Here is a 13,992-nt window from a genome sequence, read left to right as displayed (position 1 = left end):
ATTTTCATGCCGGCGCAGGCAGCCAGCCAAAGGTGTGGAGAGAGGCAACCTTCGTAGACTCAGCCTACCGGGAATTTTACCCTCCTATGAAGGAAAAAAAGCATGAGCCACCTTATCTTTGCAGGTATTTTCTGGCATCTGGTGGGCGCGGCCAGCGCCGCCTGCTTCTATGCGCCATTTAAAAAAGTGCGTCACTGGTCCTGGGAAACCATGTGGTCCGTAGGCGGGATCATGTCATGGCTTATTCTGCCCTGGGCCGTCAGCGCCGCGCTGCTGCCTGATTTTTGGGAATTTTACGGCTCTTTTTCGCTCGCGCAGCTGCTGCCTGTTTTTCTGTTCGGCGCCATGTGGGGGATTGGCAATATTAACTATGGTTTAACCATGCGCTACCTGGGCATGTCGATGGGAATAGGGATCGCTATCGGCGTAACGCTGGTGGTCGGCACGCTGATGACGCCGCTGTTACAGGGGCGATTTGTCGAACTGTTCAGCTCCACGGGCGGCCGGCTGACGCTGCTGGGGGTACTGGTGGCGCTGTGCGGCGTGGCGATTGTTTCCCGCGCCGGGCTGCTGAAAGAGCGGGCAATGGGCATTACGGCGGAAGAGTTCAACCTTAAAAAAGGGCTGGTGCTGGCTGTGTTCTGCGGAATTTTCTCCGCCGGCATGTCGTTTGCGATGAACGCCGCCAAACCGATGCAAGACGCCGCCCTGGAGCTGGGCATCAATCCTTTATATGCCGCGCTGCCCAGCTATGTGGTGATTATGGGCGGCGGCGCGCTGGTTAACCTGGGCTACTGCTTTATCCGTCTGGCTACCCAGTCCAGCCTGTCGGTAAAGGCGGATTTCTCGGTAGCGAAACCGCTGCTGGTCAGCAATCTGCTGCTGTCGCTGCTGGGCGGCACCATGTGGTATCTGCAATTCTTCTTCTATGCCTGGGGCCACGCCCGCATTCCCGCGCAGTATGACTTTATCAGCTGGATGCTGCACATGAGTTTCTACGTGCTCTGCGGAGGGCTGGTCGGGCTGGTGCTGAAAGAGTGGAAGAACGTCGGCAAACGTCCGGTCAGCGTGCTGTGCGGCGGCTGTCTGGTTATTATTCTTGCCGCCAACATCGTTGGTCTGGGGATGATCTCCTGATCGGAACGCCACAGGGATGTGGCGCTTACCATGCGGCGGCTTTTTTCTGACGGTGCTGTTCGAACTGCTGGCGAAAGGCGCTGGGCGTCATGCCGGTTTCCCGGGTAAACACGACGGAAAAATAGTTGCTGTCCTCAAAGCCGCACAGCGCGGCCACGTCGCCAATCAGCGAAGGCGTGCTGCGCAGCAAAAATTTAGCCTTACACATGCGCAGCTGCCGCAGATACTGGCCTGGCGTCATGCCGGTCTGCTGACGAAACAGCTGCTTGAGCGCGCGCTCCGACAGCTGATGCTGAAGACAAAAATCGCTGAGATCGAAATGGGCCAGCTGGCCCTGAATGGCCGACATTAGCAGATCCAGCTGTTCGCCCTCAGGCAGCTGCCAGGCAACGTCCGCCGCGTAGCGGTGACGCTGTAGGATCAACACCAGCTGTAAAAACAGCGCCTCCGTCAGCTGACGCGACAGCCGATCGCTTTTGGCGCTCTCCTGCGCCAGCTGCTGGATCACGCTTCTCGCCAAAGCCATGCCGCGCGTCGTCAGCCGCCAGGCCTTTTTTTCCTGCGGCAGAAACTGCGACCAGTCCAGGCCAAGACGAAAGCGCTCCGGGCAGTAGATCACGTTGTCCAGCACCAGCTCGTTGACCGACTCATAGCTGTGGCAGTCTTCAGGACTGATGTAGAACAGATCGCCGCAGGTAATAAGCCAGGGGCGATCGTTCATCACGTGCAGCCCGTTGCCGCGCCAGACGATCACCAGCTCGCAGAACTCATGAATATGGGACGGGAAAGTTTGCTGGGGCGCGCGGTCGGCAATAGCGACCGGCATCAGCCCGGACGGAAAATAGTCGGCTTTCGCCAGACAAAGCGGCTTGCTCACGTGTCACCTCACAGGTCATTTTGCCTGATGGTACGCGGAGAAAAGCCAAATTCACGCTTAAAAAGGGTAGAAAAGTGATTGCTGTCACCAAATCCGCAGTGGTAGGCGATATCGGTAATACGCATTTCACTGTGGCGTAACAAATGCCGCGCCTGCAACAGACGCAGGCGGTTAAGGTAACGCTGGGGCGTGCTGCCCGTCTGTTGTTTCAGCTGGCGATGCAGCGTGCGCAGCGAAAGTGAAAACTTATCCGCCAGCGCGTCCCAGTCCACTTCCTCGCTGTAATGGTCGGCCAGCCAGTCCAGCAGACCGCGCATTCTCCCGCTCTGATCGTCACCGGGCTGCTCGCTGCATCCGCGCCGCAACAGCACCAGCAGCTGCATAAAGCGCAGCTCCTGCTCGGCCCTCGCTTCGGGCTGTTTCGGATCTACCGGCGCGCCCAGTTCTTTAATCAGCGTTTTCGCCTGTTCCATCACCCGGCCGCTGATACGCCAGTGCGAGGGGTAATGTCCTTCTTTTTCCTGAGGTAAAAGATGCTGGAAGTTGGTAATAAAGCGAAACGCCTCCGGCCCACGATAAAGCACGTTGGTCAGGATCAGACGATCCGTTTTTTCATAAAGATGGCGATCATGATCGCGCACAAAGCAAACGCATCCGCCGCAAAGCGTACGGGGTTCGCCGTTGAACACGTGCACGCCCGCACCCTGTTCAACCAGCACAATTTCGTGAAAATCCTCGTGGTGATGTTCAGGAAAGGCGCTCTGCGGCATACGAGGTTCAATGGCAACGGGCAGGCCGCCGCCGGGAAAAAAGTCCACGCTATGTAGTAGGGTCATGGTGCATCTCCTGGGTCGACTCTGGGGTCAGTTTACCGCCGCCGCCTGCGTTGCTGCCTTGATTTTTTGACCGGAAACATCGGCAAATCCGCTTGTTTTTCAAGAAAGTGCGCAGGCAAGTTGGGAAGTGCGCGTCGCGTCACACCGTTAATTTGCCGGCGCCTCAGCAGGAAATGTGAGCTGCTTCACGTTCACCTTTGCCCTGTTGCCAGCGAGGGATCACGCCTGGCACTGGCAGGAAGGTGCCAAAAGCAGCGGCTTTTAGACTAGGGGGCACTAAACAGACAGGAAGCCATCGCCATGAGCCTACAAAATTGTGTTGCCATCGACATGGGCGCCTCCAGCGGACGCGTGATGCTGGGCCGCTTTGATCTGCAAAGCGGCAAGCTGGCGCTGGAAGAGGTCGCCCGCTGCGTCAATAGCCTGGTCGTCAGGGAAGAGCGGCAATGCTGGGATGTGGATGCGCTGGAAAAATTTATCCTTGCTTCGCTGGACAAGCTGATTCAGCAGGGCATTGCGCCGGACAGTATCGGTATTGATACCTGGGGCGTGGATTACGTGCTGCTGAATAAGCAGGGTGAGCGGATTGGGCTGCCGGTTTCCTATCGTGACGACCGGACCTGGGGCGTAATGCAGAAGGCCTGCGCCGATTTGGGACGGCAAGCCATCTACCAGCGCACCGCAATCCAGTTCCTGCCTTTCAACACCCTTTATCAGCTGCGTGCGCTGTGCGAGAGCCAGCCGGAATGGCTCAATGACGTGCGTCACGCTTTGCTGATCCCGGACTATTTCCACTATCGCCTGACCGGCAAGCTTAACTGGGAATACACCAACGCCACCACCACGCAGCTGCTGAATAGCCAGAGCGGCGAGTGGGATAATGCGCTGCTGGAATGGACGGGTGCCAATCCCGCCTGGTTCGGCAAGCCCACCGCGCCCGGCGTAAAAATTGGCGACTGGAAGGCCAGCACCGGCTTATCCGTCCCGGTCATCGCCGTCGCTACACACGATACGGCCAGCGCCGTGCTGGCGGCGCCGCTCACCACGGACAACGTCGCCTGGCTCAGCTCCGGCACCTGGTCGCTGATGGGCTTTGAAAGCCTGCAACCTTATAACGATGCCGCCGCGCTGGCCGCCAACATTACCAACGAGGGCGGTGCGGAAGGGCGCTACCGCGTGCTGAAAAATATTATGGGCCTTTGGCTGCTGCAGCGCGTCTGCCGCGAACTGGCTATCGACGATCTGCCGGCGCTGGTGCGGGAAGCGGAAGCGCAGCCCGCCTGCCGGTCGCTTATCAATCCCAACGACGATCGTTTTATCAATCCGGTCAATATGGTGCGCGAAATTCAGGACGCCTGCGCCGGACAGGGAATGCCGACGCCTGCCACGGCCGCCGCGCTGGCTCGCTGTATTTTTGACAGTCTGGCGCTCTATTACCGCTTCGTGCTGGAAGAGCTTGCCGCCGTACGGGGCGCGCCTTTCAGCCAGCTGCACATCGTTGGCGGCGGCTGTCAGAATCCGCTGCTGAATCAGCTTTGTGCCAACGCCTGCGGTATTCCGGTGGTTGCCGGGCCGGTCGAAGCCTCCACGCTTGGCAATATCGGCAGCCAGCTGATCGCCCACGGCAGCGTCAGGGATGTCACCCATTTCCGCCAGCTGGTCACCCAAAATTTCCCGCTGAACACTTTTATTCCACAGGCCAGTGACGCTTACAGCCGCAGCTGGGCGCTTTTTCAGTCACTGACACATTCGGTTAAGGAGCTATGCGTATGACCCAAGCAATTGAGCAGGCGTTTGAACTGGCAAAATCACGCTTTGCCGAGCAAGGCGTGGACGTTGACGCCGCACTGAAGCAGCTGGATCAGCTGCCGATCTCAATGCACTGCTGGCAGGGCGATGACGTCCGCGGTTTTGAAAATCCTCAGGGCGCGTTGACCGGCGGCATCCAGGCGACCGGCAACTATCCGGGAAGAGCCAGAACGGCGGTCGAACTTCGCGCCGATCTGGAACAGGCGATGTCGCTGATCCCTGGCCCCAAAAGGCTGAACCTGCACGCCATTTATCTGGAAAGCGACAGCCGGATCGAACGCAACGAAATCAAACCGCAGCACTTTGCCAACTGGGTGGAATGGGCAAAAACCAACGGCCTGGGTCTGGATTTCAACCCGTCCTGCTTTTCGCATCCGCTGAGCGAAAACGGCTTTACGCTGGCCAGCGCCAATAAAGAGATCCGTGAATTCTGGATCGAACACTGTAAAGCCAGCCGCAAAATTTCGGCCGCGTTTGGCGAACAGCTGGGCACGCCGTCGATTATGAATATCTGGATCCCGGACGGCATGAAAGATCTGCCCATCGATCGCTTTGCGCCGCGCGAACGCCTGGCGAACTCGCTTGACGAGATCATCAGCGAGAAGCTGGATCCGGCGCACCATATCGATGCGGTAGAGAGCAAACTTTTCGGCATCGGCGCGGAAAGCTATACCGTTGGCTCAAACGAATTCTGCCTGGGCTATGCCGCCAGCCGCCAGACTGCGCTGACGCTGGATGCCGGTCATTTTCATCCGACTGAAGTTATCTCCGACAAGATCTCAACCGCCATGCTCTACGTGCCGCGTCTGCTGCTGCACGTCAGCCGCCCGGTGCGCTGGGACAGCGATCACGTGGTGCTGCTGGATGACGAAACCCAGGCCATCGCGCATGAAATCGTGCGTCAGCGCCTGTTTGACAAGGTGCATATTGGTCTCGACTTCTTTGACGCCTCCATCAACCGTATCGCCGCCTGGGTTATCGGCACGCGCAACGCCAAAAAAGCGCTGCTGCGGGCGCTGCTGGAGCCGGTGGACAAACTGAAAAAGCTGGAGCTGGAAGGCGACTACACCGCGCGTCTGGCCCTGCTGGAAGAACAAAAATCGCTGCCGTGGCAGGCGGTGTGGGAAGCGTACTGCGTACGCCACGACGTCCCGGCGGGCGCAGGCTGGCTTGACAGCGTTCGCCATTATGAACAACAAACTCTCAGCAAACGTTAAGGATGCAACATGCAACACATTCTGACTTCATGGTTCGTCCAGGGAATGGTAAAAGCCACTACGGATATGTGGTTAAAAGGGTGGGATGAACGCAACGGCGGCAACGTCAGCTACCGCTTACTTGATGAAGAAGTCCGGCCGTTTGCTCAGGATTTCTACCGTGAGCCGCGCACGGTTGAACTGACGCAGCCCGTACCGGAACTGGCAAACTGCTGGTTTATCGTCACCGGCTCCGGCAAATTTTTCCGCAACGTGCAGCTGGATCCGGCGGACTGCCTGGTGCTGCTGCGCGTCAGCGAAGACGGCCGCGCCTACAGCATTTATTGGGGATTGAGCAACGGCGGCCTGCCCACTTCCGAGCTGGCCTCCCATTTCCAGTCGCACAGCGTGCGCATGAAAGTGACCAACGGCGCCGATCGCGTCATCATGCACTGCCATGCCACTAACTTTATGTCGCTGAGCTATGTGGTGGAGCTGGACTCCGCGCTGTTTACCCGCCTGCTCTGGGAAGGCAGCACCGAATGTCTGGTGGTGTTCCCGGACGGCGTGGGCATCGTGCCGTGGATGGTGCCGGGCACCGACGGCATCGGCGAAAAAACCGCGGAGCAGATGGCGTCGCACAGCCTGGTGATGTGGCCGTTCCACGGCATTTTCGGCGCAGGCCCGACGCTGGACGAAACCTTTGGCCTGATCGACACGGCAGAGAAATCTTCCGAGGTGGTGGTAAAAGTGCTGTCAATGGGCGGAATGCGCCAGAGCATTACCACGGAACAGCTGGTCGCGCTGGGTGAACGGTTCAATGTGCAGCCATGGCGCGCCGCGCTGGAAGCAAGGCATCCGCATGTTGCGTAAGGCTTTTGTGATGCAGGTGCATCCTGATAAGCATCAGGAGTACGAGCAGCGGCATAATCCCATCTGGCCAGAACTGGCGCAGACGCTGAAAGCGCACGGCGCGCATCATTACAGCATCTTTCTGGACGAGTCTCGCCATCTGCTGTTTGCGGTGGTGGAGATCGAATCGGAAGCGCGCTGGAACGCGGTCGCCAGCACGGAAGTGTGCCAGCGCTGGTGGCGGTCGATGTGTGAACTGATGCCGTCAAACCCGGATTTCAGCCCGGTCAGCGAAGAGCTTAAGCCGGTATTCTACCTGGCATAAGCCCGGCTGACTTAACCGGTTAATGCTAAAAAAGCCTGATAATTATTATCAGGCTTTTTTTACGAGTTGGATGACACACTTAAAAGCCTGCGGCTATTCACCAGATTTATAGCGAACTGATGGCTGAGCATAGGTTTATCAACAGATTATTACGGGTTCTGAGAATATATTTTGAAATACAAAGAGCCCATCATTTTTTAAGCACGCTCCGTTATTAATTGAAATTGTGAACTTTCAGGCATCGGCATACGATCGCGGCGTCCTTATTTCTGGCGTACTGATCAAAGAGGCTATGTATGAAACTTCACACGTTAACCGATCTTGAGGCTGCTCATGATATCGATGATGGATTTGAATATGTTAAAAATAATCCTGTTTTATTAAATTATAACGCTGCTCAAGGCATTATCGATACGCTATCCGCAGGGCTTTCTACGGGCGCGGTACTTGCCAACTTCCCGGCGGCACAGCCTTCAAGAAATGTTGAGAAGATCAGGATTAAAAATAACTCTTTATGTATTCTTTGCCCGGAATACACCAGGGCATCGGCAAATCCTCAAGGTGAAGCACGTTTTAGTCGTACGCCTGGCGTACTTTTTCCTGGCGATGAAGGGGAGTTTGAGTTTAGCTACCGGCCTACGGCCTATGGGATCAATAATGGCAATGCCGTCTTCCACCTTAGCTTTCTGGTTATTAGCGCAGATGTGAATTTCACCGGCCTGGAGTCTTACCCCAGTATCCATGAAATCCCTATGTTAAGAATTAATTTTTATTCTCACAGGTTTAGCAAGTTATTCATCTGGGACGTCACCGTTAATAATGAAACGCTGGAACCTGTTTATGCTTCAGGCCTTGACCCCCGTGGCAACGATAACGTGATGACCTATATGACTTATCGGGGTACCGAGAACAGCAGAGAGCCTTCTTTCGGGATGGCCTATAACGATGTCAGAGCAGCGACAATTAACGAACGCAATGCGACCGGTTCGACCACGCTTGTCTTCACTCCCTCTGCAAAACGTTCTGGCGATCCTGTCAGACAGTTAGACAATCCCGGCACAGGCGTATGGAGCGAAGCGGCTATAAGAAACTTCCTTCGGGTATGCCTGCATAAGTACCGTGCCAAAACGCAGGTTCAGACGAAATCCTTTGCTGCTATAAGTTCTCTGATTGGCCTGTTGTCAACGGCTAAAGATATTTATTCCAGTATTTCTACCCGCACGGACAGCAGAACTTACCTTACGGTAAGTATGAAAAACCTGACCGGGAAAAATATGTTTATCCTGCGCAGGAAATACAGTAATTCGATGAGGATGGATAACGGGATTGTTCTTGATGGTGAAACAGCGGTAATCCCTCTGGCATTTAGCTCATTCCGACCTGCCGAACCCGAGCTGTTTATTCGCATTGTTGAAGGCAATGGTGAAGCTATTGATTTGGTACTTTATTTTTCAGATTATGGCGCTGGCAACTCCATCAAAGTCAGCCGTGTTATGCAATCCGGTCCTGCATTGATTCAGCGCGATCCTGCCTATAGCACAACCGGCTCAGCCACAAACTGCGTCTACAGTTTTGTTTCTCCAACCAGAAAGCACAGAGTATTTATTCAGCCGACTATTGTGACCAGCCATGACAGTCCTACCCTGGATATTTCCCTTGTTATGGTGGAGAATCGCCCTGAATTTACCCCGCCTGGTGAGCAAATACCTGGCAATGAATTACCTCCCCCGGTAGAGGATGGAGGTGGCGCGCAGATCCCTGATCCCATTTTCCCCCAGCCACGCTTTGCGGACTGAAGCCATCCTGCTTCAGTCCACGGAAGGCGACGGTAAGATAATCCGCTTTCCTGGGCAAATCTGACGTTCAGGAAATGCACAGGCCAGGGAAACAGCTGACGGTTAATCGAAATGTTGATTAACCGTTAATCCGCAGCTGCGGATAGCGTTTCATACTCCAGGCGCACCAGGCCAGCGAAAAGAGGCCGATTGCGCCGCCGGCATAGCCGATATGCGCCATGCCCAAATGCAGGCTCACCTGATTGCCCAGCAGCGCGCCGCCGCCAATGCCCAGATTATAGATGCCTGACATCAGCGACATCGCCACGTCGGTGGCGTCCGGCGCCAGCGTCAGAACTCTGACCTGAACCGCCAGGCCGATAATCATCATCGACAGCCCCCAGATGACGCACAGCGTCGAGATCGCCACGGTATGCGTTGCCGCGATTAACAGCGCGAGCATACAGACCGACACCAGCGTAATCGCGCCCAGCAGAAACGTCGCCGGAAACTTGTTGCCCAACGCGCTGAACAGCACGCTACCGATAATGCCCGCCGCGCCGAAAATCAGCAGCAGGAAGGTGGTGAAATTACCGCCCATCTGCGCCACGGCCTGAATAAAGGGTTCGATATAGCTATAGGCCGTATAGTGCGCCGTAACAATCAGCACGATCAGCAGGTACAGCGAGACCAGGGCAGGGCGACGGAACAGCATCGGCACGCTTTTTAGCGAGCCGGTATGTTCGCTTGGTAGCTTCGGCAGCAGTTTCGCCAGGGTTAGCATAGTCATCAGCGCCACCACGCCGATTACGCCAAAAGTGATACGCCAGCCAAGATACTGTCCGATGACGCGGCCAATCGGCAGGCCCAGCACCATAGCCAGCGCCGTACCGGTCGCCAGCATACTCAGCGCCTGGGTTTTCTTGCCGGCTGGCGCCACGCGAATAGCCAGCGAGGCGGTAATTGACCAGAAAATAGCATGTGACAGCGCGATGCCAATGCGCGAAACCACCAGCACGTTGAAGCTCCACGCGAACGCCGAAAGCGCATGGCTGGCGATAAAGAGCAGGAAGATGGCAATGAGCAGAAAACGCCGTTCGATTTGCCGCGTGAGCAGCATCATCGGCAGCGACATCAGCGCCACCACCCAGGCATAAATCGTCAGCATCAGGCCGACCTGGGCAGTCTGCATGGCGAAGCTGCTGGCGATATCGGAAAGCAGGCCAACCGGCGCGAACTCGGTGGTGTTAAAAATAAATGCGGCGATGGCCAGCATAATGACGCGTAGCCATGCGGTCTTGCGAGAAACGGTTATTGATTGCATCAGGTTTAACGACTTGTTGATAAGTGAGTTCCGCGTTACGCGAAAACAGAAAAGTGTCCATATTGTGTTTGATTTGTGCGACAGATGACATTGAAAAACGCCGTTTTTATGTAAATCAGCATAATCGGCGCGTGGCGAAGGTCATTCACCGCTTTTCACCCTTGTTTCTTGATTTAACGGCGAAAAATCTGTCGACCGGTGAGTATAGCCACAATTACGGGATGCGCCAGGCAGGGAACACCTTCTTACATAACCGCTGCGGGAAAATCAGCATTTCGCACGGGGTTGCGCTACCCTGGAAAGAGAATACCGTTATTTATCGCTTACGATAAGGAGTCTGTAATGAATCAACGTTCCGCTGTAGCCGTATTGGGATTGGGCGCGATGGGGCACGCTTTTGCCGCGAACCTGCTGAAAAACGGCTTTGTCACCAGCGGCTGGAACCGTACCAGCGCGCGCGGTGAAGATTTGCAAAGCGCCGGCCTGAGGCTGGCGGAAACGCCGGAACAGGCGGTGAAAGAGGCCGACGTGGTCATCAGCATGTTGGCGAATGCGGAAATCACCGAGGAAGTGCTGCAAAAAACGCTGTCGAGCCTGAAACAGGGCGCGATCCTGGTGCAAATGGGCACGATTGGCGTAGAGGCGACGGAAAAGCTGCTCGCAACCCTGCACGAGAAGCGTCCGGACGTGATTTTTCTGGATGCGCCCGTTTCGGGCACTAAAGCACCTGCAGAAAACGCGCAAATACTGGTGTTGGCCAGCGGCGACCGGGAGAAAGCGCAGGCCGTCGAGCCGGTTTTTGCCGCCATCTCAAAAGGCGTGAAGTGGTTGGGGGCGGCGGGCGCGGCGTCGCGCATGAAGCTGGTGGTCAACGCCTGGCTTATTTCTATGGTGCAGGGGCTGGCGGAAAGTACCCAAATGGCGGAAGAGTTTGGCTTTACACCGGATGAATTCTGGGACGTACTGGACGGCGGGCCGCTGGCGGTTCCCTATGCCAAAGCGAAACTGGGCATGATCAAAGAGGGCAGCTATGAACCGCAAATGCACCTGACCTGGGCGTTAAAAGATGCTCGCCTGGCGCTGGCGGCGGCAAAAGAAAGCCGTCTGCCGGGATTAACCACCATCGCCGAACTGTGGCAGCAGGCCGTGGATGCAGGCTATGGCGAAAAAGATCTGTCGGTCATCTATCGCTATTTGCAGGAAAACAGATAACTTTCTTGTCAAAACAGAGGGAATAATCCCTCTGTTATTCAGGGTTATAGCGTAAATAGCAGGAACTGCTTAACGGCTTTCTTCTAAAGTGCAACACTATTTGGTATATTAATTTACTATCATCTTTATTAGTTGATTGATTTTAATGCTTTTTTAGATCACCGCCGATACGGTGAGGCACAGCTAAAAGCAAGGATCTGAACATGCTTGATATTCGTTTTCCTACAGCTTTACAAATGGTGCTCTGCATAGCCCAGGCGGAGCGGGAAGGTAAACGCAGCACCAGCAAAATTCTGGCAATGGGCCTTGAGGCCAACCCCAGTTTTGTCCGTAAAATGATGGTGCCGCTGACCCGCGATGGCATTATCGTCTCTACGCTGGGCCGTACCGGAACTATCCGGCTGGGGCGTCCGGCGGAGGAGATTACGCTTTGCGATATCTATACTTCCGTGCTGGAGGATAAACCGCTGCTGGCAGGCCGCCCGGAAGTGCCGGCGCGTTGTCTGGTTAGCGCCAACACCTGCTGGTTCTTTAAAGAGCTGGCTCACGAGGCCGAGCAGGCGTCGCTCAACGTGCTGGCGAAGCGGACGGTTGCCGACGCGCTACGGGAAATCTATGAGCGCGACCGCCGCTATCCCGAAGGCAGCTGCGAGGCGATGAAAACCCGTGAAAATGCTGAAACCTGAAGGGCAAGATAACCCTGAATATGGCCGGGCACTGACAATGCCCGGCTTTTTTATTGTCTTAAATCCTGTCGGGCCGCCACGGCTGCCGTAATCTTTACGCACTACGCCGCTTGTTGTGCGCTCTCTTTTTGCCGCTTCGCGATCGCATTTAATGCAACAATTATACTTGCATTAAGCGCGCGTCTGTTTTACCGTTACTAAATGCACTAATGACAGTTACCTTTTACCCCGCCCGGCGGCGGAGGTCAACAGCAAAAACAGGTTATAATTCTAAGGGGAAGACAATGAGCCATGATGATTTTATCAGCGACCTGGTAATGTGGATCGACACGCATATTGAAGGCAAGATGGATTTGGATACCGTGGCCCGCCGGGCAGGCTACTCCAAATGGCATCTGCAGCGTATGTTTAAGCAGCATACCGGCCATGCTTTAGGCGAATATATCCGCGCGCGTCGTCTGAAAAAATCCGCCGAGCGCCTGGCTAAAGGCGGCGAGCCTATTCTGGACGTGGCGATTTCATTCGGTTTCGATTCCCAGCAATCTTTTAACCGCAGCTTCAAACGTCAGTTCGGCCAGTCGCCGGGCGCATGGCGTCGTCAGGTGCAGATCAGCGCCTGATTGCTTTTCAATGGCGGGCGTAGCGGCCCGCTTTGACTTTTCCGTTCCGCCTCCGTTTCGTTCCTCGCCGCATCGCATAAATATCAGTTCGACCAGGGCAAAACTAACTTTTCCGTCCCGCCTCCGTTTCGTTCTCCTGCCGCAGTGCATAAATATAGGTTCGACCAAATCAAAACAGGCCTGAAAAAACGCGGAGGATTGTATACTGTCTGAATTGTAATGCTTTTTGACTTCAGACAGACAGGAATCCCTATGGAGATACGGAACCTCACCAAACGCCAGCTTTGCGAAGCCGCCAGCTATCTGCTGGTCTTTATCGCGCTGCTGATGATTTTTCCTTTACGCCTGCTGCCGTGTTTTCTGGCCGGATTTATCGTTTACGAAACCATTCTGGCGCTGACGCCCTGGATAGAGAGGCTGGTCAAAGGGCCGCTGGCGCGTTGGATCACCATTTTCTTTCTTACCGTGGTGGTGCTGTTAGCGCTGGCGGGCGGTATCACCAAACTGATTGGCTTTCTGCTGCACGACTTCCACAGTCCGGCGGCTTTCCATGCCGCCGCCAGCAAGCTGCTTGAAGATGCGCAGGATACGCTGTCGCCGGTGGTCACGCGCTATCTGCCCGCAGATATCGATGAACTGCAGCATCAGGTTATGGCCTGGCTGCGCGAGCATCTGGTTGTGGTGCAAACGCTGGGCCGTACCGCCGCGCACACCTTTGCCACTATGCTTATCGGAATGCTGCTGGGCGCGATTATCTCGCTGCGCATCAGCGGCAGCGATACCAGCAACGCGCCACTAACTCAGGCAATGCTAAAACGTCTGACGCTGCTTGCGGCTTCTTTTCACGATGTGGTTTTCGCACAAATCAAAGTCTCGCTGGTCAACACGCTGCTGACCTGCGGCTTTCTGTTCGGCGTGCTGCCGCTGTTCGGGCTGCACTTTCCGTTTGCCAAAACCGTTATCGTCCTGACCTTTATTGCCGGAATGCTGCCGGTTATCGGCAATCTGATCTCCAACACGGTTATTGTTTTGATTGGGCTTTCCATCTCTTTGCAGGCAGCGCTGATCGCGCTGATTTTCCTGATTCTGGTGCACAAGCTGGAATACTTCATCAATGCCCGTATCTTTGGCACCCGTATCAACGCCAAAACCTGGGAAATCCTGCTGGCGATGCTGGTGTTTGAATCCGCCTTTGGCCTGGCGGGCGTGGTTGCCGCGCCGGTGTTTTACGCCTATCTGAAAAGCGAACTGCGCCACGCCCGCCTGATTTAAGCTGCTTTACTGGCCCCGTTCGGGGCCAGTCTCCGCTATAAAGCTTCTTTATTCTTCTGCCGATAACTTCT

13 protein-coding genes are annotated in these 13,992 nt (G+C 55.5%); 10 read left to right on the top strand and 3 right to left on the bottom strand.

The window, feature by feature from the left end; all coding sequences use genetic code 11:
• Nucleotides 1-102 precede the first annotated feature (102 nt).
• Nucleotides 103-1,137: an L-rhamnose/proton symporter RhaT gene (rhaT, locus tag ACA373_RS04450; RefSeq protein ID WP_253454009.1), complete on the top strand. Its 1,035-nt coding sequence runs from the start codon at nt 103-105 to the stop codon at nt 1,135-1,137.
• Nucleotides 1,138-1,162: 25 nt separating this feature from the next.
• Here the strand turns inward: rhaT and rhaR are convergent, their stop codons facing one another.
• A complete protein-coding gene (gene rhaR, locus ACA373_RS04445; protein WP_253454011.1) occupies nt 1,163-2,014 on the bottom strand; it encodes an HTH-type transcriptional activator RhaR in 852 nt (283 codons plus the stop codon).
• An 8-nt stretch (nt 2,015-2,022) separates the two neighbouring features.
• The gene (gene rhaS, locus ACA373_RS04440; RefSeq protein ID WP_253454013.1) at nt 2,023-2,850 is read right to left on the bottom strand and encodes an HTH-type transcriptional activator RhaS; all 828 of its coding nucleotides are present in this window, start codon (nt 2,848-2,850) and stop codon (nt 2,023-2,025) included.
• 300 nt (nt 2,851-3,150) lie between these two features.
• On the opposite strand from rhaS, the gene rhaB reads away from it, so the two are divergent.
• The 5 genes from rhaB (at nt 3,151) to ACA373_RS04415 (ending at nt 8,828) form a co-directional block, all read left to right on the top strand.
• A complete protein-coding gene (gene rhaB / locus ACA373_RS04435; RefSeq protein WP_370734069.1) occupies nt 3,151-4,623 on the top strand; it encodes a rhamnulokinase in 1,473 nt (490 codons plus the stop codon).
• Nucleotides 4,620-5,876 (top strand): L-rhamnose isomerase, encoded by a 1,257-nt coding sequence (locus tag ACA373_RS04430; protein ID WP_370734068.1) that lies wholly within the window; start codon nt 4,620-4,622, stop codon nt 5,874-5,876. Before rhaB ends, ACA373_RS04430 begins: the two co-directional genes overlap by 4 nt.
• A gap of 9 nt (nt 5,877-5,885) precedes the next feature.
• Nucleotides 5,886-6,728: a rhamnulose-1-phosphate aldolase gene (rhaD, locus tag ACA373_RS04425; protein WP_301251707.1), complete on the top strand. Its 843-nt coding sequence runs from the start codon at nt 5,886-5,888 to the stop codon at nt 6,726-6,728.
• Nucleotides 6,718-7,032: an L-rhamnose mutarotase gene (rhaM, locus tag ACA373_RS04420; RefSeq protein WP_253454018.1), complete on the top strand. Its 315-nt coding sequence runs from the start codon at nt 6,718-6,720 to the stop codon at nt 7,030-7,032. The genes rhaD and rhaM overlap by 11 nt, the downstream gene beginning before the upstream one ends.
• 296 nt (nt 7,033-7,328) lie before the next feature.
• The gene (locus ACA373_RS04415; protein ID WP_301251709.1) at nt 7,329-8,828 is read left to right on the top strand and encodes a hypothetical protein; all 1,500 of its coding nucleotides are present in this window, start codon (nt 7,329-7,331) and stop codon (nt 8,826-8,828) included.
• Nucleotides 8,829-8,946: 118 nt separating this feature from the next.
• Here the strand turns inward: ACA373_RS04415 and ACA373_RS04410 are convergent, their stop codons facing one another.
• Nucleotides 8,947-10,131: a sugar transporter gene (locus ACA373_RS04410; RefSeq protein WP_301251711.1), complete on the bottom strand. Its 1,185-nt coding sequence runs from the start codon at nt 10,129-10,131 to the stop codon at nt 8,947-8,949.
• Nucleotides 10,132-10,473: 342 nt separating this feature from the next.
• On the opposite strand from ACA373_RS04410, the gene ACA373_RS04405 reads away from it, so the two are divergent.
• From ACA373_RS04405 to ACA373_RS04390, 4 genes are all read left to right on the top strand, one after another.
• Nucleotides 10,474-11,343: an NAD(P)-dependent oxidoreductase gene (locus ACA373_RS04405; protein ID WP_253454023.1), complete on the top strand. Its 870-nt coding sequence runs from the start codon at nt 10,474-10,476 to the stop codon at nt 11,341-11,343.
• Between the two features lie 203 nt (nt 11,344-11,546).
• Nucleotides 11,547-12,029, top strand: coding sequence for an Rrf2 family transcriptional regulator (locus ACA373_RS04400; protein WP_253454025.1), 483 nt, complete (start codon nt 11,547-11,549; stop codon nt 12,027-12,029).
• A 284-nt stretch (nt 12,030-12,313) separates the two neighbouring features.
• On the top strand, nt 12,314-12,649 hold the full coding sequence (locus ACA373_RS04395) for a helix-turn-helix domain-containing protein (RefSeq protein ID WP_301251713.1): 336 nt from the start codon (nt 12,314-12,316) through the stop codon (nt 12,647-12,649).
• 252 nt (nt 12,650-12,901) lie between these two features.
• Nucleotides 12,902-13,921, top strand: a complete 1,020-nt coding sequence (locus ACA373_RS04390; RefSeq protein WP_253454027.1) for an AI-2E family transporter — start codon at nt 12,902-12,904, stop codon at nt 13,919-13,921.
• The last annotated feature ends 71 nt before the right edge of the window (nt 13,922-13,992 follow it).

It is taken from the genome of Erwinia sp. STN24 (genome assembly GCF_041320675.1).
Lineage (GTDB): Bacteria > Pseudomonadota > Gammaproteobacteria > Enterobacterales > Enterobacteriaceae > Erwinia > Erwinia aeris.
This window is presented reverse-complemented; position numbering and strand designations above follow the sequence as displayed.

Excerpts from the sequence above, each read along its gene's own strand:
- rhaT (WP_253454009.1), top strand. The coding sequence starts at position 103 with ATGAGCCACCTTATCTTTGCAGGTATTTTCTGGCATCTGGTGGGCGCG.
- rhaS (WP_253454013.1), bottom strand. The coding sequence starts at position 2,850 with ATGACCCTACTACATAGCGTGGACTTTTTTCCCGGCGGCGGCCTGCCC.
- rhaB (WP_370734069.1), top strand. The coding sequence starts at position 3,151 with ATGAGCCTACAAAATTGTGTTGCCATCGACATGGGCGCCTCCAGCGGA.
- ACA373_RS04430 (WP_370734068.1), top strand. The coding sequence starts at position 4,620 with ATGACCCAAGCAATTGAGCAGGCGTTTGAACTGGCAAAATCACGCTTT.
- rhaD (WP_301251707.1), top strand. The coding sequence starts at position 5,886 with ATGCAACACATTCTGACTTCATGGTTCGTCCAGGGAATGGTAAAAGCC.
- rhaM (WP_253454018.1), top strand. The coding sequence starts at position 6,718 with ATGTTGCGTAAGGCTTTTGTGATGCAGGTGCATCCTGATAAGCATCAG.
- ACA373_RS04415 (WP_301251709.1), top strand. The coding sequence starts at position 7,329 with ATGAAACTTCACACGTTAACCGATCTTGAGGCTGCTCATGATATCGAT.
- ACA373_RS04410 (WP_301251711.1), bottom strand. The coding sequence starts at position 10,131 with ATGCAATCAATAACCGTTTCTCGCAAGACCGCATGGCTACGCGTCATT.
- ACA373_RS04405 (WP_253454023.1), top strand. The coding sequence starts at position 10,474 with ATGAATCAACGTTCCGCTGTAGCCGTATTGGGATTGGGCGCGATGGGG.
- ACA373_RS04400 (WP_253454025.1), top strand. The coding sequence starts at position 11,547 with ATGCTTGATATTCGTTTTCCTACAGCTTTACAAATGGTGCTCTGCATA.
- ACA373_RS04395 (WP_301251713.1), top strand. The coding sequence starts at position 12,314 with ATGAGCCATGATGATTTTATCAGCGACCTGGTAATGTGGATCGACACG.
- ACA373_RS04390 (WP_253454027.1), top strand. The coding sequence starts at position 12,902 with ATGGAGATACGGAACCTCACCAAACGCCAGCTTTGCGAAGCCGCCAGC.